Source organism: Micromonospora sp. DT68 (genome assembly GCF_049847245.1).
GTDB lineage: Bacteria > Actinomycetota > Actinomycetes > Mycobacteriales > Micromonosporaceae > Micromonospora > Micromonospora profundi.
This window is the reverse complement of the sequence record NZ_JBNCNZ010000007.1, coordinates 111,264-132,602: the sequence shown is the minus strand read 5'-3', so window position 1 is coordinate 132,602 and position 21,339 is coordinate 111,264. Positions and strand designations below refer to the sequence as shown.

Below are 21,339 nucleotides of genomic sequence, written 5' to 3'. Positions count from 1 at the left end.
TCGTGGAGCCGGACCGGAAATCCGGGGTCAGCGCGCCCCGAGGTAGTCCAGCGCGATGGCGACCAGGTCGATGTCGAAGCTGTACTTGAGGGAGAGCCAGACCACAGTGCCCACGAAGAGCATCCCCACGGCGCCCAGGACGAAGCGCAGCGGCAGCGACTGTCGTTTGGCCCAGTTGGTCCAGGCGTACACGTGTCGGCGGGTGAAGGCGAGCAGTCGGCGGGCCCAGTGGTATTCGACGGCCCAGATGCCGAGGCCGGCGATGACCAGCAGCCAGCCGGGGCCGGGCAGCGGGATGAGGGCGATGCCGATGGTCACCACAAGCGCCCCGACGATCGCGACGACGATCTTGAGGGTGATCCGGCCGGTGGGGTTGGCGCGGATGAGGTCGAGGGTGGTGGAGATGCGCTCCCGCCAGCGGGGACGCCGGGGGCGCTCGGCGGTCACGAGGACGCCAGCGCTGTGACCGGTGCCACCGGTGCGCGTATCGCCGCCGGGGCGTCTGTCGTCGGACGCCGGCCGACCAGGCGGATGTGGCTGCTCCATCGACACTTCGTACCCCCGCTTTTCGGCTGCTCGGGCCGCGACGTTCGGCGGACCGGACACGACCACCGGATCCACTGAGGACCGGTTAGTGACCATTTCACCCCCCAGTGTCGCTCGGGCCCGTCACTGCAACGGCCGACTGGACGTTACCGGAGTAAGTCGACGACTGAACCACCCGATGCCGGGCGGCATCACGCACTGGGCAGAACCGGAAATCCTACATGAATCCTCACATTCACGCGGTCTTTCCGTCCCCCTTCCCACCACTGGGTGAAGTCAGCGTATGGCGGAGCGTAGCCAGGAGTAGCACCTGAGTATGGGAAAAGCGGGACACGCGCGTTCCGCAGCGGTGCCGGGGGGAGAACGTCCATGAGTGTCATCCGACCGACGACCGTAGAGGTCGAGACGTCGCTAAGGCTCGTCGCACCTGACGCCACCGCCTTGCCGGTGCGTGCCAGTCTGCGTTACGACCCTGCTGACCCGTATGCGGTCCATGTCCTGTTCCATGCCGAATCTGCCGGCGGCGAGGCGGTGAGCTGGTCCTTCGCCCGCGAACTGCTCGTCACCGGCCTGGACGAGCCAGCCGGCATCGGCGACGTGCGGGTCTGGCCCTGGGCCACCCCGCGCGGCGACTTCGTCGCGCTGGCGCTCTCGTCACCGGACGGCAACGCCCTCTTCGAGGTGCCGCGCAGCGTCCTGGTGCGTTTCCTTCGACGGACCTACGTCGTCGTCCCGCGCGGCCGGGAGGCCGAGCACCTGGACGTCGACACGGCGGTGACCCGGCTGCTCGCCGGTCGCTGACCACCGCCCGAACGGGCAAACCGGCCAGACGGGGCCGCGCGGATCTGCCGAGTCCGCGCGGCCCCGGCACACCCGGGGTACGCGGGTCCGCCGCACCCCGGGTCGACCGGTGCTCAACCGTGGGTGGTGATGCCGCCGTCGACGGGGATGACCGCGCCGGTGAGGTACGCGCCGGCCCGCGAGGACAGGTAGATGGCAGTGCCGGCCATGTCGTCAGGGCGTCCGATGCGGCCCAGCGGCACCTGCTGCTCGATGCCGGCTCGGCTCGCCGGGTCGTCCAGGGCGAACGCCATCATCTTGCTCTCGAACGGGCCGGGGGCGATCGCGTTGACGGTGATCTGCTCGCCGGCGAGCTGGTGGGCGAGGCTGCGGGTGAGCATGTGCACGGCAGCCTTCGTGGCCGAGTAGGCGTAGACCTCCATCCACGGCACGCGGATGCCGTCGATGGACCCGATGTTGATGACACGGGCGGGGCCGTCGGCGCTGGCAGCGGCGCGCAGCGCCGGCAGCAGGGCGGTGGTGAGCCGGAAGACCGCCTTCACGTTGACCGCCCAGAGCTTGTCGAACGCGGCTTCCGGGTAGTTTTCCAGCGGGGCACCCCAGGTGGCGCCGGCGTTGTTGACGAGCACGTCGAGGCGACCGAAGCGGTCCCGCACGGCGGCGGCGAGTGCCTCGGCACCGGCGTCGGCGCCCAGGTCGGCGGGGATGGCCTCGCAGCGCCCCTCCGAGGAGAGTTCCTTGGCGACCGCCTCGCAGACGTCCGCCTTGCGGGACGAGATGATCACGTGGGCGCCGGCCCGGACGAAGCCCTGGGCGATCATCAGACCGATCCCCCGCGAGCCGCCGGTGACCAGTACCGTCTTGCCTTCGACCGAGAACAGCTGCGTCATGCCCATCCCATCGCGAGTCGGCGGTGCCTGCCGGCCCGGCGGGCGACCGGCGGACCGGGGCCGGACGGCGCTACCGCCGGGTAAGGTAGCCCGGCCTCCAGGATCGCGACAACCCCTGCCGGTACGTCGCGAGGGCCACAGGAACGACGCGCACCGCTGATCGGGATGCAATGACCTGCGGTTCGGGCTACCGTCGCAGGCGATGGTCTCTACCGATCCCTCCCCCGCGCCACCGATCGGAACGGCGTCACCCGTAGCCGACGAGATTTCCACGTTCGCGCTTGCCGACCTCGCCGGTGACCCGGGCTGGCGCCGGCCGGTCATCGTCGAGCGCGAGTTGCTGGTCCTCACCACCCGGGGGCACGGCGACGCCGAGCTCGATTTCCACCTGCTGCCCTGCCGACCCGGCACGTTGCTGCGGGTCCGCGCTGGTCAGCTGCTGCGATGCGCCGGCCCGCAGTTCGACGCGACGGTGGTGGGTTGGACCACCGAGGCGCTGCGCGGTCTCGCTGTCGACCCGGACGCCCCGCCGACGTGGCGGCAACTTGCCGGCGAGGACGAGGACGCGGTGATCAGCGAGGTCAGCCAGCTGGCCGTGGACTGTCAACGGCACGGCGACGGAACACCCGCCGCCCGTGCTCTGCTGCGCCACCAGCTCGCCGTGCTGCTGCTGCGGCTGGCCCTGCCCGGCGTGGACCGGTCACCCCCGCGACCCGAGGTGGAGACGTTCCAGCGGTTCAGCCGCGAAGTGGAGCACGGCTACCAGGGGACGCGACGGGTCGAGGACTACGCGATCGCGCTCGGGTGCTCGGTGCGGACGTTGACCCGGGCCTGCCTGGCCGTAACCGGTCGCAGCGCCAAACAGGTGATCGACGAGCGGGTCGCGTTGCAGGCGGGTCGACTGCTCGCGGCGACCGACGAGCCGATCGCGCAGATCGGCCGACAGCTCGGCTTCTCCGAGCCCACCAACTTCGGTCGCTTCTTCACCAGGGAGACCGGGACGAGCCCTGGCGCGTTCCGGGCGGCCCGCGAGCAGCCGGCGGCCGGCCGGGTCGTACGCCCCCGATCGCCGGTCGAGCCGACGGGCGCCAATGGGGGGTGGTTCCGCTCCGGCGCGCTCGGCGAACCGGCAAACGGGGGGCACGCCAGGCGGTCCGGGTCGCCCACCGGCCCAGGCGGCGGCACCGGGCGGGCATGATGACAGGGTGCAGATCTCCGCGCGCGGCGACTACGCGGTACGGGCGGCGCTGAGCCTCGCGACCGCGTACCCCTCGCTGTTGTCCACCCAGGCCATCGCCGCAGACCAGGACATGCCCCGCAAGTTCCTGGAGGCGGTCCTGGCCGACCTGCGCCGGGCCGGCATCGTCCGCGCCCAGCGGGGCGCCGAGGGCGGCTACACCCTGGCCCGGCCGCCACGGGAGGTGACCGTCGGCATGGTGCTGCGTGCCGTGGAGGGCCCTCTCGCCGGGGTGCGCGGCCTGCGGCCGGAGGAGACCCGGTACGAGGGTGCGGCGGAGAACCTGCCCGGCCTGTGGGTGGCGGTGCGCGCCGCCGTCCGGCGGGTCGTCGACGAGGTGAGCCTCGCCGAGATCGTCAGCGGCCGGCTGCCCGCGCACGTCCGCAAGCTCACCGCACTCCCGGACGCCTGGGAGCCGCGCTGACTCAGACGGCGTCCGCCATGGCCGAGGCGAACCAGCCGGTGATTGTGGTGGGGTGGGTGATCGCCGTGCCCACCACCACCGTCCACGCTCCGGCCCGCAGCGCCTGCGCCGCCTGGCTCGGGGTGTGGATCCGGCCCTCCGCGACCACCGGCACGTCGATCGCGGCGGCGAGCTGGGCGACGAGGTCCAGGTCCGGGCCGGGCCCCTTGGTCGTGTACGCGGTGTAGCCGGCCAGGGTGGTGCCGACCAGGTCGGCGCCCGCCGCGGCGGCGGCGATCCCCTCGTCGAGGGTGGAGCAGTCGGCCATCACCAGGGCCCCGGTCCGCTCGTGGACGGCGGCGATCGTCTCGTCGAGGGTGCGACCGTCCGGCCGGGGCCGCGCGGTGCCGTCGAGCGCGACGACGTGCGCTCCGGCCTCGGCCACGGCCAGCGCGTGGTCAAGCGTCGGGGTGATGAAGACGGGGTCGTCGCCGTCCTTCCAGAGCCCGATCAGCGGCAGGTCGACGGCCTCCCGGATGGCCGCGATGTCCGCGAGCCCCTGCGCGCGGATGCCTGCGGCTCCACCTTCGGCGGCCGCGAGAGCGACCCTGCGCATCGTGTCCGGGGTACGCATCGGCTCACCCGGGTACGCCTGGCAGGACACGACCAGTCGGTGGCGGAGTGCGTCGACAAGCGCGTTCATGCGGTGCCCTCCCAGGCGAGTGAGGCTGCGCCGAGCAGTGCGGCATCCGAACCGAGGGCCGAGGCCAGCACGGGCACGTCGTCCAGACTGGGCAACGTCTCCCGTCGCACGGCGTCGCGAAGTGCCTGCCACCAGGGGCCGCCGAGGCCCGCGACCCCGCCGCCGACCACGACCGCGCCGGGGTCGAGCATGTTGACAAGCCCGCCGACAGCCGAGCCGACGGCGGTGCCGCCCAGCAGGATGACCTCCCGGGCCACCGCGTCGCCGTCCGCGGCGCGGGCGGCCACCGCCCGCAGGTCGTCGACCCGCTGGCCGGTACGCCGCGCGTACTCCTGCGTGAGACCGGGCCCGGAGGCGATCGCCTCCAGGTGGCCGTGCCCGCCGCAGGTGCACGCCAGCCCTCCGGCGTACGGCGAGGGCTGGTGGCCGGCGTGACCGGCAGTGGAGTGGGCACCGGCGAGCACGGTGCCGTCGATGACGAACGAGGCACCGATGCCGGTGCCGACCGCGACGAAGAGCGTCGTCTCGTGGCCGGCCGCCACGCCGTGCCGCGCCTCGCCGAGGGCGTGGGCGTGCACGTCGTTGATGACGGTGACGGGCAGGCCGAGCAGGTCCCGCAGTCGTCCGCTCAGGTCCGTACCGGCCCAACCGGCAAGGGTGTCGGTGGCCGAGAGCACCCGGCCCGTCCGGTGGTCGATCACCCCGGCGCTGCCCACTCCGACCGCCCGGACGTGTGTCCCCGTGACGCTCGCCCGCAGCCGAGCGACGAGATCGGCCGCGGTGTCGAGGATGGCGGTCGCCCCAGCCCGACCGGAGGTAGGGGCGGTGAGCCGATCCACGATCTCACCGTGGCGGGTCACGATGGCGGCGGCCGTCTTGGTGCCCCCGATGTCGAGCGCGGCGACGACCGGAAATGTGCGTACCTCGGACATGGCTAGAGCAGCCCCGCCAGCTCCAGGTGGGCGCGTACACGGCCCGTCTCGTCGGCGTCGAGCGGTCGCAGCGGAAGCGACACCGCGTTGCTGTCGATGACACCGAGCAGGGCCAAGGCGGTCTTGAACGCGCCCACGCCCCGGGTGGCCCCCGCCGCCGTCGCCGGGTCGGCCGCGTCGACGATACGGAACAACCGGGTCAGCCGGTCCTGCTCGGCGCGCGCGGTGTCCCAGTCGCCGTTCACGCAGGCCCGGTGCAGCCGCACGTAGCCGGCCGGGTCCACGTTGCCCAGCCCGGGGACGGAGCCGGAGGCACCGGCGAGCATCATCGCGTCAACCACCACCTCGTGCCCGGTCAGCAGGCTGAAGCCGGCGTCCGGGGCGCGTTCCGCGATCGCCAGCACCAACTGGCGGAAGGAGACGTCGTCGCCGCTGGAGTCCTTGACACCCGCGAGGGCACCCTCCGCCGCGAGCCGGCTCAGCAGATCCGGGGAGAGCTTGGTGTGCACGCAGACCGGAATGTCGTACGCCAGCAGCGGAAGCTCGACCGACGCGGCGAGGGACCGGAAGTGCCGCTCGACCTCGTGCGGGCCGACGATGGCGTAGAAGGGTGCCGTCGCCACCAGACCGTCGGCGCCCAGACGCGTCGACGCGTCGGCCCGGTCGAGGACCCGGCGGGTGGTCGGCTCGATGCAACCGGCCATGACGGGTACGGCGCCACCGACGGTCTTCACGACGGTTTCGAGGGCCTGGTCCCGCTGACTGTCGGTGAGGAACACCGTCTCACCGGAGCTGCCGAGGGCGAAGAGGCCGTCGACCCCGGCGGCGAGCATCCGCTCGACGAGCCGCTCGAGGGAGGCCACGTCGACCGCGCCCTCCTCGGTCAGGGGGGTGACGACCGGCGGCACGACTCCGGCGAACCGCGGGGCAGGGCTGGTCACGCTGTCTCCTCGACATGTAGTGGGGTGTTGCCGCCGGTCGCTGCTCTGGCGAGTGCGACAAGCTCTGTGTTGCTGGATCCAGCGGGAACGGGGTGGTAGCAGCGGAACTCGTGGGCGCCGGCACCCCCACCGCCCGTCTCGGGCGGCGGCATCTCGGTGGCGCACACGTCGGTGGCCTTCCAACACCGCGTACGGAACGGACAGCCGCTGGGCGGACGGGTGGCGAGTGGGACGGGGCCGACGAGCGGGATCGGGTCGAGCGGCGACAGCAGTCCCGGCGTGGCGGAGAAGAGCGCCCGGGTGTACGGGTGCTGCGCGACCTCGGGGAGCCCGGCGGCGGGTGTCTGCTCCACGATCCGGCCCAGGTACATCGTGACTACGCGGTCACTGATCCGCTTGACGGTCTGGATGTCGTGCGAGACGAAGACCATGGCCAGGTTCAGCCGCTCCTTGAGGTCCAGGAGCAGGTTGAGGATCTGCGCCCGTACCGACACGTCGAGAGCGCTCGTGGGCTCGTCGGCGATGACCAGGCCGGGCTCCAGGGCCAGGGCACGCGCGATGGACACCCGCTGGCGTTGGCCGCCGGAGAGCTGGCTCGGCAGGACGTCGGCGACCGACCGGGGCAGCCCCACCAGGGCCATCAGTTCGTTGACCCGGTCCTCGCGCTGTCTGCGGGTGCCGCGACGGTGCACGTCGAGCGGGTCACGCAGGATGTCGCGGACCGGCATGCGCCGGTTCAGCGACGTGGCCGGGTCCTGGAAGATCATGCCGACGCCGGCGCCGATGTGCTGCCGTCGTTCGGACGCGTTCATCGACCAGACGTCCTTGCCGGCGAATGCGACGGTGCCGCTCGTCGGCCGTTGCAGGCCCACAAGCACCTTGGCCATCGTGGACTTGCCGCAGCCGGACTCACCGACGACACCGATGGTCTCACCGGCACGCACGGTCAGGTCCGCGCCGGTGAGGGCGTACACCCGCTCGCGGCTGAACATGCCGCCCCCACGGGTGCGGTGGACCACGTGCACGTCGCGCAGCTCGACGATCGAGTCACGCGGGACTGACGCACTCATCGGGCCAGCTCCTCTTCCCTGACATTGACGGCCGGGTGGTGGCAGGCGTACAGGTGGCCGGCGGCGCCCTCCAGGCGGGGCGTCTCCTCCCGGCAGACCTCCGTCGCCATCGGGCAGCGGTCGGCGAACCGGCAGCCCGACGGAAAGTCGGCCGGCGACGGCACCACGCCACGGATCTGGGTGAGCCGTTCCGCGCCGGCTTCGAGGGAGAGCACGGAGCCGAGAAGCCCTCGGGCGTAGTGGTGCGCCGGCGCTCCGACCACGTCAGCGGTGACACCGCTCTCGACGATCTGCCCGCCGTACATCACCACGACGCGGTCCGCGACGTCGCTGACCAGCGCCAGGTCGTGGCTGACCAGGATCAACGCGAAGCCCAACTGGCCGCGCAGCCGCAGCAGCAGCTCCATGACCTGCGCCTGGACCGTGACGTCGAGCGCGGTGGTCGGCTCATCGGCGATGATCAGGCGCGGGTCCCGGGACAGAGCCATCGCGATCACCACGCGCTGCCGCTGGCCGCCGGAGAGCTCGTGCGGGTACGCGGACAGGGTGCGCCGGGCGTCCAGGCCCACGAGTTCCATCAGCTCCTCGGCCGACCGGGTGCCGCCACGGCGGATCATCTGGGCGAGCTGGGGGCCGATGCGTAGTGAGGGGTTCAGGGCCGACAGGGCGTCCTGGTAGACCATCGCGATCTCGCGCCCCATCAGGGCACGGCGACGTTTCGCACTCAACGTCAGCAGGTCGGTGCCCGCGAAGCGGACCTCGCCGCGAACCCGGGCGCCCTGCGGCAGCAGACCCATCACGGCGAGCGACGTCAGTGACTTGCCCGAGCCGGACTCCCCCACCAGGCCCAGCACCTCGCCGGGACGGACGTCGAAGGTCAGGTCGTCGACGATGTCGACACCCCGATGGCGCCCCTCGAACCCGATGGAGAGGTTCCGGACCTCCAGGACGGGATCACCCTGCGGGAGCGGCCGGGCCCGCTCGCGCAGCCGCTGCGCCGCCTCGGGCAGGCCGGGCAGCCGCACCAGCTCACCGGAGCCGGGCTGCGCCTCCTCCTGCGCGTCGCCGGCCTTGGTCGCGGTGGCACGCCGCGCCGCCGGAGCGGCCCAGGCGTCGGACATGCCCTCGGAGAGCACGTTCAGGGCGAGCACTGTCAGCAGGATCAGCAGGCCGGGGAAGAACGTGGCCCACCAGCCACCGATCTGGACCATCTCCTTGCCGAAGGCGATGACCGAACCCCACGAGGACGCCGCCTCCTGGGGCGCGAGCCCGCCGCCGATGAAGGAGAGGGACGCCTCGAACACGATCGCGTCGGCCACCATGACGGTGACGAAGACGAGGATCGGGGCGGCACAGTTGCGCAGGATGTGCCGCCAGAGGATGTGCGGCCGTCGGGCGCCGATGATCCGTTCGGCCGCGACGTAGTCCTCCCGGTACTGCGAGAGCACGTTGGCGCGCACGATACGCGCGATCGAGGGCACGAAGACGAAGCCGATCGCGACCACGAGGACCAGGAGGCTGTTCTTGCCGAAGGAGATGATCAGCAGGGCGGAGAGCACGATGGCGGGGAACGCCATGACGACGTCGAGGCACCGCATCACCACCTCGTCGATAGCGGGCCGGCTGGTTCCGGCGAGCGCGCCCAGGATCGCGCCGACCACCAGGGCGATGCCGGCGCTGCCGAAGCCCACGATCAACGAGCGCCGGGTGCCGGCGACCAGCCGCGAGAACACGTCGCGTCCGAGCTTGTCCAGGCCGAACCAGTAGTCGCCGTTCGGGCCGGTAAGCGCGGGACCGAGCCCGGCCTGCGCGGGGTCGTGCCGCAGGATCAGCGGCGCGAAGATGCCCACCACGACGATGAGCAGCACGAAGCTCAGTGCGATCCGGGCCGTGACGCTGAGCCGTGTGAAGGCGATACCTGGCTGCGAAAGCCGAGCGGTGAGTGTGCGACGCATCAGTGGGCTCCGCGCAGTCGAGGGTTGGCGAAGAGGTAGAGGATGTCGACCACCAGGTTCACGAAGACGAAGCAGATGGCGATCGTCAGCACGGTTCCCTGCGCGAGGGCGGTGTCGTTCTGCTGTACGGCGCTCATGATCTGGGTGCCCATGCCGGGCAGCGAGAAGATGGCCTCGATGACGACCGTGCCGCCCAGCAGGTAGCCGATCCGCAGGCCCAGCACGGTGAGCGGGTTGACGAGCGCGTTGCGCAGCACGTTGCGTCCGATCACCACGCGGGGTGGCAGCCCTGCGCCGATGGCGGTGCGTACGTAGTCCTTGTCGAGTTCCTCCACCATCGACGTCCGCACGATGCGGGCCAGTGAGCAGCCGACCGGCACGGCGAGCGCGAGCGCGGGCATCGCGAGGGACTGCAACCAGAGCGAGAACGAGTCACCGGGGTTGACGTACCCGCCGGTCGGGAAGAGCGGGCGGCGGACCGACAGCTCCTGGATGAGCAGGAGGGCCAGCCAGAACGACGGCATGGCGATACCGGCCATCGAGACGAACCGGATGACCTGGTCGGGCCAGCGGTCCCGGTACAGCGCAGCGGGGATGCCGAGGGCCAGCGCGATGACCAGGGCGCCGACGATGCCGAGTGCCGTCAGCTGGATCGTCAGCGGCAGCGCGGTGGCGATCTTGTCGGCGACCGGGACGGACGGCGGGAAGGTCACGCCCAGATCGCCCCGGAGCAGGTCGCCCAGGAAGTGCAGGTACCGCAGCGGCAGCGGGTCGTCGAGGCCGTTGGCTGCCTTGAACGCGGCCACCTGCGCGGGGGTCGCCTGGTCGCCGAGGACGGACAGCGCGGGGTCGATCGGTGAGAACTGCATGATCACGAAGACGAAGATCGTGATGCCCAGCACCAGCGGTATCAGGGTCAGGAGTCGTCGCGCGACCAGGCTCAGAACGCTCAGCATGGTGTCTTTCTTTCGTCGAGGGCGCCGGGACGTCCCGCCCAGCCCAAGGGGCAGAGGGCTGGGCGGGACGCGGAGGGGCCGGGTCCGGGCCCCCGAGGCGGGCTCAGCCCTTTCGGCTGCTGCCCAGGAAGTACAGGCCGGTGGTCGCCGCACCCGAGAAGCCGGTGAGCTTGGTGGGGTCGTACGCGGTGACGACCTTGGTGTGCAGGATCGGGTAGAGGGGAACCTCGTCGGCCACCTTGTCCAGAGCCTGCTTCCACAGGGCCTTGCGGGCCGCCTCGTCGGAGGTCTGCGCGGCCTTGTCGAGCAGGTCGGCCATGGCCTTGCGGTCGGCGGCGCTCCACCGGTAACGCTGACCCGGCCAGGTCTCGCCGTAGTAAAACCAGCGCAGCAGCAGGTCGGTGTCGACGCCGAAGACGCTTGGGTCTCCGGTGGCCATCAGCACCCGGAAGGTGTCCTTCGGAACGATGTCACCGTAGATGGCCGAGGACGGCACGGTGTTAAGGCTGGCGTTGACGCCGATCTTCTTCCACTGCTCGATGACCAGCGGGGCGACGTCCTTCACCGCGGAGTTGTCAGTGGTGTCGAGCTGGAACGACAGGTTCGAGACGCCAGCCTCCTGAAGCAGTGCCTTGGCCTTGTCCAGGTTGTGGTCGTAGACGGTGGCGGCCTTCTGGTAGTCCTTGTTGCCCTCGTCCAGGTAGCTCGTCGCCGGGGTGCCGTAGCCGTTGAGCGCGGTCTTGATGACCGCGTCCTTGTCGATGGCGTAGTGCAGGGCCTGGCGCACCCGCTTGTCGTTGAACGGCGCCGCCGACGTGTTGAACATGAGGAAGACCTGGTTGAAGGCCTGCTTGACGTCGACGGTGTACTTGTCCTTCAGCGAGTCGACGTTCAGGTACGGCACCGACTCGATGGCCTGGACCCGGCCGCCCTGCAGGTCAGACACCCGCGCGGAGGCCTCGGAGGTGGTGTTCCAGGTCATCGTCTCGACCTTGGCGGGACGGGGTCCGCTGTAGTTCGGGTTCTTGCTCAGCTTGATGCCCGACTCCTTGGACGCGCTGTCCATCTTGAAAGGGCCGGAGCCGATCGGTGCCGTGTCGAAGGCCTTCGAGGCGGCCGCGTCCGCGGTCTTCGCCTTCGGCAGGATCTTGATGACGGAGATCCGCTCGGCGAACAGGGCGAACGGGTACTTCAGCTTGAACTCGGCGGTCGTCGCGTCCTTGGCGGTCACCGAGTCGATGAACGACACGAACCCCTGCATCAGCGGCGGGGCCTTGGGGTCCGCCGGCTTCAGCACGCGCTCGAAGGACCAGGCGACGTCCTCGGCGGTGACCGGGGTGCCGTCGGAGAACTTCGCGCCGTCGCGTACGGCCACCGTGTACGTGAGCCCGTCGGCGCTGGCCACCGGGTCTTCCTTGGCCAGGGCACGGTACGGTTCCCTGGTGATCGGGTCTAGGTCGATCAGACCCTCGAAGATGTGCTGGTTGACCGCCGTCGCCACCGCCGACGAGGCGTTCCCCGGGTCGAACCCACTGGAGAGGGTGAACGCCAGAGTGGTCTCGATCGAGGTCGACCCCCCGTTACCGCCTTCGACGGCGTTGGTCGAGGCCGGGCCGCCGCTGCACGCGGCCAGTCCGAGCGCGAGGGTTGCCGCGGCGGACGCGGTGGCCAACGAGCGGAGCCGGCGCTGGGGGAAACGCCGCCCCTCCGATGGCTTGACGGTGGTGCTCACGTAGCTGCCTCCATAGGCTCTTCATGCGCTTGCGTACACGCTCGCGCTGAGGGATTCGAAGATAATGGGGTCTGACGTCAGACATCTGATGCCGATAGGGTGAGAGTCGCAGATTCGTGAGGGAAGGGCAAGTGCCAGATGACGACCATTGACGCGTTCCCGCTGCGCGGTGCGGAGCGCCCGGGTCCCCGCCGGCAGGAGGTTGCGACCAAGATCAAGGAGTACATCCTGCGCAATCGCCTCAAGCCGGGGAACCTCCTCCCCACCGAGGCGGAACTGTGCGAGGCGGTAGGCGCCAGCCGGTCCAGCGTGCGCGAGGCCGTCAAGATCCTCTCGGCTCTCGACATCGTCGAGGTGCGGCACGGCCACGGCACCTTCGTGGGCCGCATGTCGCTCGCCGCCCTCGTGGAGAGCCTGACCTTCCGCGGCCTCCTGAGCGGCGAGGAGGACCACCACGTTCTGGGGCAGGTCGTCGACGTCCGGCAGACCCTCGAACAGGGGCTCGCAGCCCAGGTCATCGCCGTTCTCGACAGCGAGCACCAGGCGGAACTCGCCACGCTCGTCGACGAGATGGAGACCCTCGCCGCGCAGGGGATGGACTTCCTCGACGTCGACCGCGCCTTCCACGTGAAGCTGCTGGAACCCCTCGGCAACGACCTGATCCTCCAACTGACCGAGGCGTTCTGGCAGGTGCAGGCCATCGTCGCCCCCACTCTGCGCACCGAGCCGGAAGACCGGCTGATCACCGCACAGCGGCACCGCGCAATCGTGGACGCCATCGCGGCCGGCGAGGTGGCCGATCTACGCGCCGCCATCGCCGAGCACTACGCCCCGATCCGGGCGAGCATCGCGCGCGCCGTGCAGTCCTGAAGCGCCACAGGCGCCGCCCGCCGACTCCGCGTAACGACCCGGCCACGTCATCGACTGGCCGGGTCGCCGTGACGGCCGTCCACGGTCAGCGTCGCTGACGGCCGCACCTTCCCCAGGCGTCGGACACGTCCACTGCGGACTGGAACACCCTTACGCGTACGCCTTCGTCGATCTATTGACGACCCGCGCGGCGCCCCTTAGCGTCATGACGTCAGATATCCGACGTCTTATCTGACTGGTTTCCCCTCCGCACCCCTCCCCGCCCTCGGAAGGAATCCTGTGTCCCGTGCCCCCGCACGCCCTCGCCGAGTAATGGCGATCGTGGCCGCCGTCCTCGCCCTGGTCGCGATCCTGCCCGCCGCCCCAGCCCACGCCGCCCCCGCCGGCGTGAGCGCCACCGCCAGTGCCGACTGCACGACGGGCAGGCTCCACCTGCTGCTCACCAACGGCAGCACCACCGCGCAGACCTTCACCGTGACCTGGCCCGGCCGGGCCAACTCCCCCTGGACCCGGACGGTCGCCGCCGGCAGCACCAGCAGCGAGCTGTACTGGACGCTCCCGGCAGGCACCCCGTACACGCTGCGGACGACCACGCCGACCGGGTTGGACGACACCTCCGCCGGGATCTTCCACTGTGGCACCGGCATGTCCGCGGTCACCAGCTACGACTGCACGGCCGGCCGACTCCAGCTCGCGCTTGAAAACCGCACCACGACCGCCCGGGACTTCACCGTCACGTGGCCCGGCCGCACCGGATCCCCGTGGACCCGCACCATCGCCGCGAGCGGCAACTACCTGCACTACTGGACGGTCGGCGCCGGCACCTCGTACACCCTGCGGGTCACCGCGCCCGGTTTCGACACCACCCTGCGGGGCACCGCCGGGTGCGGCCTGAACGCCGGCACCCCGCAGATGAACAGCACGGCCGTGCTGACCACGCAGAGCGTCATCCGCAACCTCAACGGCCCCAGCGGCCGCTACGACGGCACCTCCGCCTCGGTCCGCATCCCGGGCATGGCCGTCACCAACAACGGCACCGTCATCGCCGTCGCCGACGCCCGGATCAACGGCTCGTACGACCTCGGCGGTGGCACCAACAACATCCAGATCGCCATGACCCGCAGCACCGACGGCGGCCGCACCTTCGAGCAGCCACGGATCATCCACGCCCCCGCCACCACCAGCGAGGGAGCGGGCGACCCGAGCCTGCTGGTGGACCGCAGGACCGGCACCGTCTACTGCTTCTTCACCTACTCGCCCCGGCCGGGCATCAGCTTCTGGTCCGGCTCGTCGGGCCTCAACACCGCCAACGACCCGAACAGCCTGCACCTGCAATACATCACCAGCAGGGACAACGGCGCCACCTGGAGTGCCCCGGTGGAGCTGAACCCGACGATCAAGGTCCCGACCTGGCAGCAGGCGTTCTTCTCCTCCGGACACGGCATCCAGAGCAGCACCGGACGCCTGATCCAGCCGTTCGTCTACCGGGACGGGGCGGGCCTCACCCAGACCGGCAACATCTACAGCGACGACAACGGTGCGACATGGCGGCGCGGTGGACCCGCCGGCGGGAACATCAACGAGAGCAAGGCGATCGAGCGCGGCACCGGCGCCATCGTGCAGAACATGCGGCACAACAGCACCCGCAGCCGGTTCTACTCCACGTCCACCGACGGCGGCGCCACGTTCGGCCCGGCCACGGCCAGCGCCCTGCTGACCGACCCGCTGTGCAACGCCGACGAGATGTCCTACCTGCGCCCGTCGGAGGTGGGTGCCAACGGCGCCCCGGTGCGCACCCGTACCGCCCTGTTCAGCAACAACGCGGCCCCGGCCGCCCGCAACGATCTCACCGTCCGGCTGTCCACAGATGACGGTGCCAGCTGGCCGGCGCGGGCGCTTGTCAAGCCGGGCGCCGCCGGCTACTCCACGATGGCCGTGCTCAACGACGGCACGATCGGCAACCTGTACGAGGTGGGCAACACCGGAGGCATCTTCTTCGCCCGGTTCACCCTCGACTGGGTCAAGGGGGCCTGACCCCGGACCGTCCCGCCCCCGGAGTCGGCATCGCGCCGGCACCGGGGGCGGGCCCGTCGTGGGTCGCAGCTCCCCTTACAGGGTGCGGACCACCTCGCCGGTCTCCAGCCGGGGCAGGCGTGGCTGCCACGCGTCCGGGCCGGGACGCCCGAGGTTGAGCAGGAGCAGCACCTCGTGACGACCGTCGGGGAAGAACTCCCGCTTGACACCTGCGGGGTCGAAGCCCGCCATCGGGCCGGCGGCCAGCCCCGCCGCACGTACGCCCACCAACAGGTAGCCGATCTGCAGGGCCGCGTTGAACCGGGCCTGCGCGACGCGTTCCGCCCGGTCGGCGAGCCAGTCGCGGGCCTGCGGGCGGTGCGGGTACAGCTCCGGCAGCCGCTCGTGGAAATCCACGTCGGCGGCGAGGACGGCGGTCAGCGGGGCGCTGGCCGTCTTGGCCCGGTTGCTGCTGGACACGTACGGCAGCAACCGGGCGCGGGACTCCGGCGAGCGCAGCAGCAGCACCCGCAGCGGCTGGCCGTTGTACGCGGTCGGCCCGTACCGGATCAGGTCGTGGATGGCCGCGACCTGGGCGTCGGTGACCGGCTCGTCGGTGAACGTGTTTGCCGTGCGGGCCGCCCGGAACAGCAGGTCCTGGGCGGCCCGGTCCAGCGCGAGCAGGTCGGGCACGGCGGGTGCGCTCACGCCGGCACCGGCTTGACGGCGGTGGTGTAGCCACCCTGGTGGTGCACCAGCGGCTCGCCGTCGCCGCCGTCGCCAAGGGCGAGCGGCTCGGCGATCACCAGCGTGTGGTCGCCGGCGGGGACGCGGTGCACCACCCGGCAGAGCAGCCGGGCCAGCACTCCCGTCAGCAGCGGCACACCGAACGGCCCCGGCGTCCAGTCCGGGTACGCGGCGAACCTGTCGATCCCGCTGGTGGCGAAGACGGCGGCGGCCTCCCGCTGCCCGGCGGCCAACAGGTGCACTGCGACGTGCTCGGCGCGGGCCAGCACCGGCCAGCTCGACGAGTCGACGCCCAGGCAGAACGACACGAGCGGCGGGTCCAGGGAGACCGACGTGAACGAGGTTGCGGTGAACCCGGCCCGGATCGGTGCGCCGATCCCGCCCAGGCAGGCCGGGTCGGTGGCCCGAGCGACAGCGGTGACCACTGTGACGCTGGTGGCCTGCCGGCGCAGCAGCGCGCGGAACAGGTCCCGGTCGACGGGTTGCAGTTCGGCGGCGTCCGCCGTCGGACGTTCGACGGTGGTCACGCCGGCACCAGGGCCGGCGCGGCGTACGCGCTGGCCGGTCGGGGCAGGCCGTAGTGCTCGCGCAGCGTCGCGCCGGTGTACTCGGTGCGGAACAGCCCTCGGGCGCGCAGCACCGGCACGACGTGGTCGACGAAGTCGGCCAGACCGCCGGGCAGGTGCGGCGGCATGATGTTGAACCCGTCGGCGGCGCCCTGGGTGAACCACAGCTCGATCTGGTCGGCGATCTGTTCCGGCGTTCCGGCGACCACGCGGTGGCCCCTGCCGCCGCCGAGCCGACCGATGAGCTGCCGGACGGTGAGCTTCTCCCGGCGGGCAAGGTCGGTGACGAGCTGGTAGCGGCTCTGGTGGGCCTGCACGGTGCCGGAGTCCGGCAGCTCGGGCAGCGGCCCGTCGAGCGGCAGGCCGGTGAGGTCGATGCCGAGCATCCCGGAGAGCTGCGCGAGCGCGTACTCGGGGACGATCAGCTCCTCCAACTCGGCGGCGAGCGTGCGCGCCTCGGCCTCGGTGCCGCCGAGCACGGGCGCGATGCCGGGCAGCACCTTCACCAGGTCGGGGTTCCGGCCTGCGGCGGTGACCTGGCGGCGCAGCTCGGCGTAGAAGCCCTGCCCGTCGGCGAGGGTCTGCTGGGCGGTGAAGACGGCCTCGGCGTACCGGGCGGCGAAGGCGATGCCGTCCGGCGACGACCCGGCCTGCACGAGCAGCGGCCGACCCTGCGGCGGTCGGGGAATGTTGAGCGGGCCACGGACCTGGAACTCCGGCCCCCGGTGCGCCACCTCGTGCACCCGGTCGGTGTCGGCGAACACCCCGGCGGCGGTGTCGAAGACCAGCGCGTCGTCCTCCCAGCTGTCCCAGAGCTTGATGGCCACGTCGACGAACTCGGCGGCCCGCCGGTAGCGGTCGGCGTGCGCGGGGTGGCTGTCCCTGTTGAAGTTGACAGCCTCCCGCTCCTGCGCCGAGGTGACGATGTTCCAGCCGGCCCGGCCGCCGCTCAGGTGGTCCAGGGAGGCGAACTTGCGGGCGGTGTGGAACGGCTCGTTGTAGGTGGTGGAGACCGTCGCGATGAGACCGATGTGCTCGGTCACCGCGGCCAGCGAGGCGAGCAGGGTCAGCGGCTCGAAGACGGCCTGGATGTTGTGCCGCGGGTTCGGCCCGACCGACAGCCCGTCGGCCAGGAACACCGAGTCGAGCGTGCCGCGCTCGGCGATCCGGGCCAGCTCCTGGAAGTGCCGCACGTCGGTGACCCGGCGCGGGTCGGTGCGGGGGTGCCGCCAGGCGGCCTCGTGGTGGCCGACGCCCATCAGGAACGCGTTGAGGTGCAGGGTTCGAGGCATGACAGAGTCCTATCCGGCGGAGACGTCGACGCGCCACGTGGAGAAGCGGCGTTCGAGGGCGACGAGGAGCTGGTTGACGACCAGACCGATGGCGGAGATCGTGATGATCCCCGAGTACATGTCGGGGATCGCGAAGTTGTACTGCGCGTAGTTGATGAGGTAGCCCAGGCCGGCCTTCGCGCCGACCATCTCGGCCGCGACGAGCACCAGGATCGAGTACGCCCCGGCCAGCCGGATCCCGGTGAAGATGGTCGGCACCGCCGCCGGCAGGATCACCTTCTGGAACAGCCGCAGGTGGTTGAGCCCCATCGAGCGGGCCGAGCGGATCAGCAGCGGGTCGACGCCCTTCACGCCGGCGATGGTGTTCAGCAGGATCGGCCACGAGCACGCGTACAGCACCAGGGCGATCTTGGAGGTCTCCCCCAGGCCGAGGATGAGCACGAACACCGGCAGCAGGGCCAGCGCGGCGGTGTTGCGGAACACCTCCAGCAGCGGGCTGAGCAGCTCGGCGAGCGGCCGGTACCAGCCGATCAGCAGCCCCAGCGGGATGGCGGTGAGCACGGCCAGGCCGAGCCCGGCCAGCGACCGGGTCAGGCTCGCGCCGACGTGCTCGGCGAGCTGCCCGCTGCGCAGCAGCTCCCACCAGGCCACCAGCACCTCCGACAGCGGAGGCAGGAACACCCGGTCGACAAGCCCGAGCCGGGGCGCGCCCTCCCAGATCGCGGCCAGCGCGAGGATCGCGACACTGCGGTGCAGCGCCTTGCCTCCGAGGCCGAGGAGCCGTCCGGCCAGGCGGCCGGCACCAGGTCCGGCGGTGGCCACCGCGTCGGGCGGGGCCGTCGGGGCCGCCAGCCGGGCGGGACGTTCGGCGATGTCAACCAACGCGGACCTCCTCGGTATGGGCCGCCGTCGGCGCCGCGCGCCGCGCATCGGCTCCGGCGACAACGGGAGTACGACCACCGACTGCTCCGGTGTGGGCGGTGCGACTGCCGGTGGCGCCTTCGGCGGCGCGACTGCCGGTGGCGCCTTCGGCGGCTTGGGCGGCGCGCACCTCGTCCCGCAGCAGCGTCCAGATCTGGTGCCGGTGATGGCGGAACGCGTCGGTGGAGCGAACGTCCTCGACGGCGTCCCGATCGCCGAGGTCGATGTCGATGACCTGCTTGACCCGCCCGGGTCGGGAGGTCAGCACCGCCACCCGCTGACCGAGGTACACGGCCTCGTCGATGCCGTGGGTGATGAACACGATGGTCTTGCCGGTACGGGCCCAGATCCGCACCAGCTCGTCCTGCAACGAGTCACGGGTCTGCGCGTCGAGCGCCGCGAACGGCTCGTCCATGAGCAGCACGTCCGGGTCGTACGCGAGGCTGCGGGCGATGGCGACCCGCTGCTTCATCCCTCCGGACAGCTCGTGCGGGTAGCGGTCGGCGAAGCCGGTAAGGCCCACCAGGTCCAGGTGGTGCGCAACCAGGTCGCCACGCTCGGCGCGGGGCACCCCCTTGGCCTCCAGCCCGAACGCCACGTTGCCGGCGGCGGTGCGCCAGGGCAGCAGCGCGTACTGCTGGAAGACGATGCCCCGGTCCAGGCCGGGCCCGGTGACGGGTCGCCCGTCGACCAGCACCTGCCCGCCGCTGGGCTCGGTGAGCCCGCCGAGCAGGTCGAGCAGTGTGGACTTGCCGCAGCCGCTCGGACCGACGACGACGAGGAACTCTCCGGCGCGTACCCCGAGGGTCACCCGGTCCAGCGCGGTGACCGCGCCAGCGGTGCCACGCCGGGTGGCGCGGACGCCGAAGGTCTTGCTCACCCGGTCGAAAAGGATCTTGTCGGTGCTCACGCGCCACCCCCGTCCACGAAGGGGTTGAAGCGGTTGGTGTAGATGTCGCCGGCCTTGGGGCGGTCGCCCTTCAGCTCGCCCTCGGCGGCGAGCCAGTCGATCCAGGTGCCGAACTCGCGCTCGTCGATCACGCCGCCCCGGCCGGCGACGCCGCTGCTCTTCCAGTACGCGACGAGCGACGGGTCCTCGTTGCGACCGCGCTTGGCGATGATGTCCCGCATCCGGGCCACCACCGTCTCCCGGGGCTGGGTGCGGGCCCACTCGATGGCCTTGCCGACCCCGGTGACGAACGCCTTGACGGTCTCCGGGTTGCGTTTGACGAAGTCGTCGCGGAAGACGTACGTGCCGGCGCTGAACGCACCGAGCAGCTCGTAGTCGGTGAAGATGGTGCGGATGCCGCCGCTGTCGACAGCCTTGTCGCGGATCACGCCGCCGAGCACCGCCACGTCGATCTGCTTCTGCCGCAGCGACTGCTCGGTGTTGACCGGGGGCAGGGCGACAAGCTCGACCTGCTTGACCTCGGCGGCCGTGAGCCCGCCACGGGCGAGCCAGGTCTTGAGCACCGCCTCGGCGTGTGCGCCCAGGGTGTTCATGCCGACCTTGCGGCCGATCAGGTCGCGGGGGCTGCGGATCGGGCTGTCGTCGAGCACGTAGTAGCCCTGGAAGCTCTGCGCGTCCGAGCCGTAGTAGCTGACGACGGCGGTGATCGGGGCGTTGGCGGCGGCGAGCTTGACGATGGCGCCGTTGAACGCGCCGCCGAAGTCGCTCTGCCCGGTGGCGGTGGCCTGGATGTCCTGTGGGCCGCCGGTGACGTTGCCGATCCACTTGAGGCGGACGTCGCCGAGGTAGCCGAGGTCGGCGGCGAGTTCCGGGAGGGTGACCTGGCCGACCGAGCCCTGGTAGCGCAGCTCGCTGGCCTGGCCGGCACCGGCCTGGGCGTCGCTGCCGCAACCTGCGGCACCGGTGAGCAGTGTCAACGCGGCGGCGGTGGCGACGGTACGCAGCAGGGCACGACGGGGTGGGGACATGAGGAGTCTCCTGATCTGTCCACGAGGGAGGTGCGGGGCGCCGGGTTCGGGGCGCGAAGGCACGCCGCTCCGCGACGAGCGGTGCGTGCTGAGTGGTGCGGTGAGTAGGCGGTGCAGTGCGACTGGAGCCGGGCCGGATGGATCCGGTCAGCTCAACAGAGCGCGCTCGCGTGCCGGACCAGGTCGACGTGCACGCAAGCGATGAGGTGGAGCTCATCCCGCTGCGACATGACCTCATGCTGCCGTCGGTGCGACCGACGGGTCAATGTCCTTCCACAAGGTGAGATCTGGATCGCTGTGCGTGTTACGAAACGATCTGAGCAGCGTTTACCGACGCGCAACACCTATCTGATGAATAGGGATTTCACGGTCGCGCCACGTCACTGTCCAGGCTGGAGCCGACGGGGTTTCGGAATTCGACGGTTCGGGAATGTTCGATCTCGACACGGCAGGGAACTGGTGACGAGGGGAGTCCTCTGATGGGCCTCATGTTTCGCAAGCGCAAGAAGTACGGTCCGATCATCCTGAACTTCACCGAGAACGGCTTCTCCTCGTGGAGCATCAAGATCGGACGCTGGTCCTGGAACTCGCGGGCCAAGGCGCACCGGGTCGACCTGCCGGGTCCGCTGTCCTGGAAGCAGGACAAGTCCCGGTCGTAGCATCCCGGGAGTGGGGGGGGGGGGGGGGGGGGGGGGGACCCCACCCCCCCCCCCCCCCACCCCCCCCCCCCCCCCCCCCCCCCCCCCCCCCCCCCCCCCCCCCCCCCGCCACACCCGAGGCGGCCCCACCCCCCACCACCCCCGAGCCACCAACGCGCGGCGGGGCG

The 21,339-nt window shown here is 71.2% G+C and carries 21 protein-coding genes; 6 read left to right on the top strand and 15 right to left on the bottom strand.

The features are described 5' to 3' along the window. Window positions 1-27: 27 nt before the first annotated feature. Window positions 28-621: a TIGR02611 family protein gene (locus tag ACPXB1_RS15180; protein WP_425735429.1), complete on the bottom strand. Its 594-nt coding sequence runs from the start codon at window positions 619-621 to the stop codon at window positions 28-30. Between the two features lie 294 nt (window positions 622-915). Between ACPXB1_RS15180 and ACPXB1_RS15175 the strand changes: the two genes are divergently transcribed. After that, window positions 916-1,347: an SsgA family sporulation/cell division regulator gene (locus tag ACPXB1_RS15175; protein ID WP_053653619.1), complete on the top strand. Its 432-nt coding sequence runs from the start codon at window positions 916-918 to the stop codon at window positions 1,345-1,347. Between the two features lie 113 nt (window positions 1,348-1,460). Here ACPXB1_RS15175 and ACPXB1_RS15170 read toward each other — a convergent pair whose 3' ends face one another. Then, window positions 1,461-2,237, bottom strand: a complete 777-nt coding sequence (locus ACPXB1_RS15170; RefSeq protein WP_425735428.1) for a glucose 1-dehydrogenase — start codon at window positions 2,235-2,237, stop codon at window positions 1,461-1,463. A gap of 202 nt (window positions 2,238-2,439) precedes the next feature. Here ACPXB1_RS15170 and ACPXB1_RS15165 point away from each other — a divergent pair, with 202 nt between their 5' ends. Then, window positions 2,440-3,435 (top strand): helix-turn-helix domain-containing protein, encoded by a 996-nt coding sequence (locus ACPXB1_RS15165; RefSeq protein ID WP_425735427.1) that lies wholly within the window; start codon window positions 2,440-2,442, stop codon window positions 3,433-3,435. A gap of 7 nt (window positions 3,436-3,442) precedes the next feature. Continuing rightward, window positions 3,443-3,898: an RrF2 family transcriptional regulator gene (locus ACPXB1_RS15160; RefSeq protein ID WP_306272357.1), complete on the top strand. Its 456-nt coding sequence runs from the start codon at window positions 3,443-3,445 to the stop codon at window positions 3,896-3,898. 1 nt (window position 3,899) lies between these two features. Here the strand turns inward: ACPXB1_RS15160 and ACPXB1_RS15155 are convergent, their stop codons facing one another. The 7 genes from ACPXB1_RS15155 to ACPXB1_RS15125 form a co-directional block, all read right to left on the bottom strand. Next, window positions 3,900-4,580: an N-acetylmannosamine-6-phosphate 2-epimerase gene (locus ACPXB1_RS15155; RefSeq protein ID WP_355598467.1), complete on the bottom strand. Its 681-nt coding sequence runs from the start codon at window positions 4,578-4,580 to the stop codon at window positions 3,900-3,902. After that, window positions 4,577-5,512, bottom strand: coding sequence for an ROK family protein (locus ACPXB1_RS15150; RefSeq protein WP_425735426.1), 936 nt, complete (start codon window positions 5,510-5,512; stop codon window positions 4,577-4,579). Before ACPXB1_RS15150 ends, ACPXB1_RS15155 begins: the two co-directional genes overlap by 4 nt. 2 nt (window positions 5,513-5,514) lie before the next feature. Further along, a complete protein-coding gene (locus ACPXB1_RS15145; RefSeq protein WP_355598463.1) occupies window positions 5,515-6,453 on the bottom strand; it encodes a dihydrodipicolinate synthase family protein in 939 nt (312 codons plus the stop codon). Then, window positions 6,450-7,523 (bottom strand): ABC transporter ATP-binding protein, encoded by a 1,074-nt coding sequence (locus tag ACPXB1_RS15140; protein WP_355598461.1) that lies wholly within the window; start codon window positions 7,521-7,523, stop codon window positions 6,450-6,452. Before ACPXB1_RS15140 ends, ACPXB1_RS15145 begins: the two co-directional genes overlap by 4 nt. Further along, entirely contained in the window at window positions 7,520-9,478 is a 1,959-nt protein-coding gene (locus tag ACPXB1_RS15135) for a dipeptide/oligopeptide/nickel ABC transporter permease/ATP-binding protein (protein ID WP_425735425.1), read from the bottom strand. Before ACPXB1_RS15135 ends, ACPXB1_RS15140 begins: the two co-directional genes overlap by 4 nt. After that, a complete protein-coding gene (locus ACPXB1_RS15130; RefSeq protein WP_355598457.1) occupies window positions 9,478-10,434 on the bottom strand; it encodes an ABC transporter permease in 957 nt (318 codons plus the stop codon). Before ACPXB1_RS15130 ends, ACPXB1_RS15135 begins: the two co-directional genes overlap by 1 nt. A 103-nt stretch (window positions 10,435-10,537) precedes the next feature. Continuing rightward, the gene (locus tag ACPXB1_RS15125; RefSeq protein WP_355629748.1) at window positions 10,538-12,166 is read right to left on the bottom strand and encodes an ABC transporter substrate-binding protein; all 1,629 of its coding nucleotides are present in this window, start codon (window positions 12,164-12,166) and stop codon (window positions 10,538-10,540) included. A 138-nt stretch (window positions 12,167-12,304) separates the two neighbouring features. Here ACPXB1_RS15125 and ACPXB1_RS15120 point away from each other — a divergent pair, with 138 nt between their 5' ends. Both ACPXB1_RS15120 and ACPXB1_RS15115 read left to right on the top strand, forming a co-directional pair. Next, the gene (locus tag ACPXB1_RS15120; RefSeq protein ID WP_355598453.1) at window positions 12,305-13,036 is read left to right on the top strand and encodes a FadR/GntR family transcriptional regulator; all 732 of its coding nucleotides are present in this window, start codon (window positions 12,305-12,307) and stop codon (window positions 13,034-13,036) included. A gap of 312 nt (window positions 13,037-13,348) precedes the next feature. Then, window positions 13,349-15,070, top strand: coding sequence for an exo-alpha-sialidase (locus ACPXB1_RS15115; protein WP_425735424.1), 1,722 nt, complete (start codon window positions 13,349-13,351; stop codon window positions 15,068-15,070). Between the two features lie 75 nt (window positions 15,071-15,145). Here the strand turns inward: ACPXB1_RS15115 and ACPXB1_RS15110 are convergent, their stop codons facing one another. From ACPXB1_RS15110 to ACPXB1_RS15085, 6 genes are read right to left on the bottom strand one after another with little or no spacing between them, the layout of a single operon-like run. Then, complete coding sequence (locus ACPXB1_RS15110) at window positions 15,146-15,757, bottom strand: malonic semialdehyde reductase (protein ID WP_355598449.1); 612 nt, start codon at window positions 15,755-15,757, stop codon at window positions 15,146-15,148. Continuing rightward, window positions 15,754-16,323 (bottom strand): flavin reductase family protein, encoded by a 570-nt coding sequence (locus ACPXB1_RS15105; protein WP_355598447.1) that lies wholly within the window; start codon window positions 16,321-16,323, stop codon window positions 15,754-15,756. The genes ACPXB1_RS15110 and ACPXB1_RS15105 overlap by 4 nt, the downstream gene beginning before the upstream one ends. Continuing rightward, the gene (locus ACPXB1_RS15100) at window positions 16,320-17,654 is read right to left on the bottom strand and encodes an LLM class flavin-dependent oxidoreductase (protein WP_355598445.1); all 1,335 of its coding nucleotides are present in this window, start codon (window positions 17,652-17,654) and stop codon (window positions 16,320-16,322) included. Before ACPXB1_RS15100 ends, ACPXB1_RS15105 begins: the two co-directional genes overlap by 4 nt. 9 nt (window positions 17,655-17,663) lie before the next feature. Further along, on the bottom strand, window positions 17,664-18,536 hold the full coding sequence (locus ACPXB1_RS15095; RefSeq protein WP_355598443.1) for an ABC transporter permease: 873 nt from the start codon (window positions 18,534-18,536) through the stop codon (window positions 17,664-17,666). Further along, on the bottom strand, window positions 18,529-19,485 hold the full coding sequence (locus tag ACPXB1_RS15090; protein ID WP_355629742.1) for an ABC transporter ATP-binding protein: 957 nt from the start codon (window positions 19,483-19,485) through the stop codon (window positions 18,529-18,531). Before ACPXB1_RS15090 ends, ACPXB1_RS15095 begins: the two co-directional genes overlap by 8 nt. After that, complete coding sequence (locus ACPXB1_RS15085; RefSeq protein ID WP_355629739.1) at window positions 19,482-20,513, bottom strand: ABC transporter substrate-binding protein; 1,032 nt, start codon at window positions 20,511-20,513, stop codon at window positions 19,482-19,484. The genes ACPXB1_RS15090 and ACPXB1_RS15085 overlap by 4 nt, the downstream gene beginning before the upstream one ends. Before the next feature lie 479 nt (window positions 20,514-20,992). Between ACPXB1_RS15085 and ACPXB1_RS15080 the strand changes: the two genes are divergently transcribed. Then, window positions 20,993-21,172: a DUF4236 domain-containing protein gene (locus ACPXB1_RS15080; RefSeq protein ID WP_320064829.1), complete on the top strand. Its 180-nt coding sequence runs from the start codon at window positions 20,993-20,995 to the stop codon at window positions 21,170-21,172. The last annotated feature ends 167 nt before the right edge of the window (window positions 21,173-21,339 follow it).

Excerpts from the sequence above, each read along its gene's own strand:
- ACPXB1_RS15175 (WP_053653619.1), top strand. The coding sequence starts at position 916 with ATGAGTGTCATCCGACCGACGACCGTAGAGGTCGAGACGTCGCTAAGG.
- ACPXB1_RS15170 (WP_425735428.1), bottom strand. The coding sequence starts at position 2,237 with ATGACGCAGCTGTTCTCGGTCGAAGGCAAGACGGTACTGGTCACCGGC.
- ACPXB1_RS15165 (WP_425735427.1), top strand. The coding sequence starts at position 2,440 with ATGGTCTCTACCGATCCCTCCCCCGCGCCACCGATCGGAACGGCGTCA.
- ACPXB1_RS15155 (WP_355598467.1), bottom strand. The coding sequence starts at position 4,580 with ATGAACGCGCTTGTCGACGCACTCCGCCACCGACTGGTCGTGTCCTGC.
- ACPXB1_RS15150 (WP_425735426.1), bottom strand. The coding sequence starts at position 5,512 with ATGTCCGAGGTACGCACATTTCCGGTCGTCGCCGCGCTCGACATCGGG.
- ACPXB1_RS15140 (WP_355598461.1), bottom strand. The coding sequence starts at position 7,523 with ATGAGTGCGTCAGTCCCGCGTGACTCGATCGTCGAGCTGCGCGACGTG.
- ACPXB1_RS15135 (WP_425735425.1), bottom strand. The coding sequence starts at position 9,478 with ATGCGTCGCACACTCACCGCTCGGCTTTCGCAGCCAGGTATCGCCTTC.
- ACPXB1_RS15130 (WP_355598457.1), bottom strand. The coding sequence starts at position 10,434 with ATGCTGAGCGTTCTGAGCCTGGTCGCGCGACGACTCCTGACCCTGATA.
- ACPXB1_RS15120 (WP_355598453.1), top strand. The coding sequence starts at position 12,305 with ATGACGACCATTGACGCGTTCCCGCTGCGCGGTGCGGAGCGCCCGGGT.
- ACPXB1_RS15115 (WP_425735424.1), top strand. The coding sequence starts at position 13,349 with ATGGCGATCGTGGCCGCCGTCCTCGCCCTGGTCGCGATCCTGCCCGCC.
- ACPXB1_RS15100 (WP_355598445.1), bottom strand. The coding sequence starts at position 17,654 with ATGCCTCGAACCCTGCACCTCAACGCGTTCCTGATGGGCGTCGGCCAC.
- ACPXB1_RS15085 (WP_355629739.1), bottom strand. The coding sequence starts at position 20,513 with ATGTCCCCACCCCGTCGTGCCCTGCTGCGTACCGTCGCCACCGCCGCC.
- ACPXB1_RS15080 (WP_320064829.1), top strand. The coding sequence starts at position 20,993 with ATGGGCCTCATGTTTCGCAAGCGCAAGAAGTACGGTCCGATCATCCTG.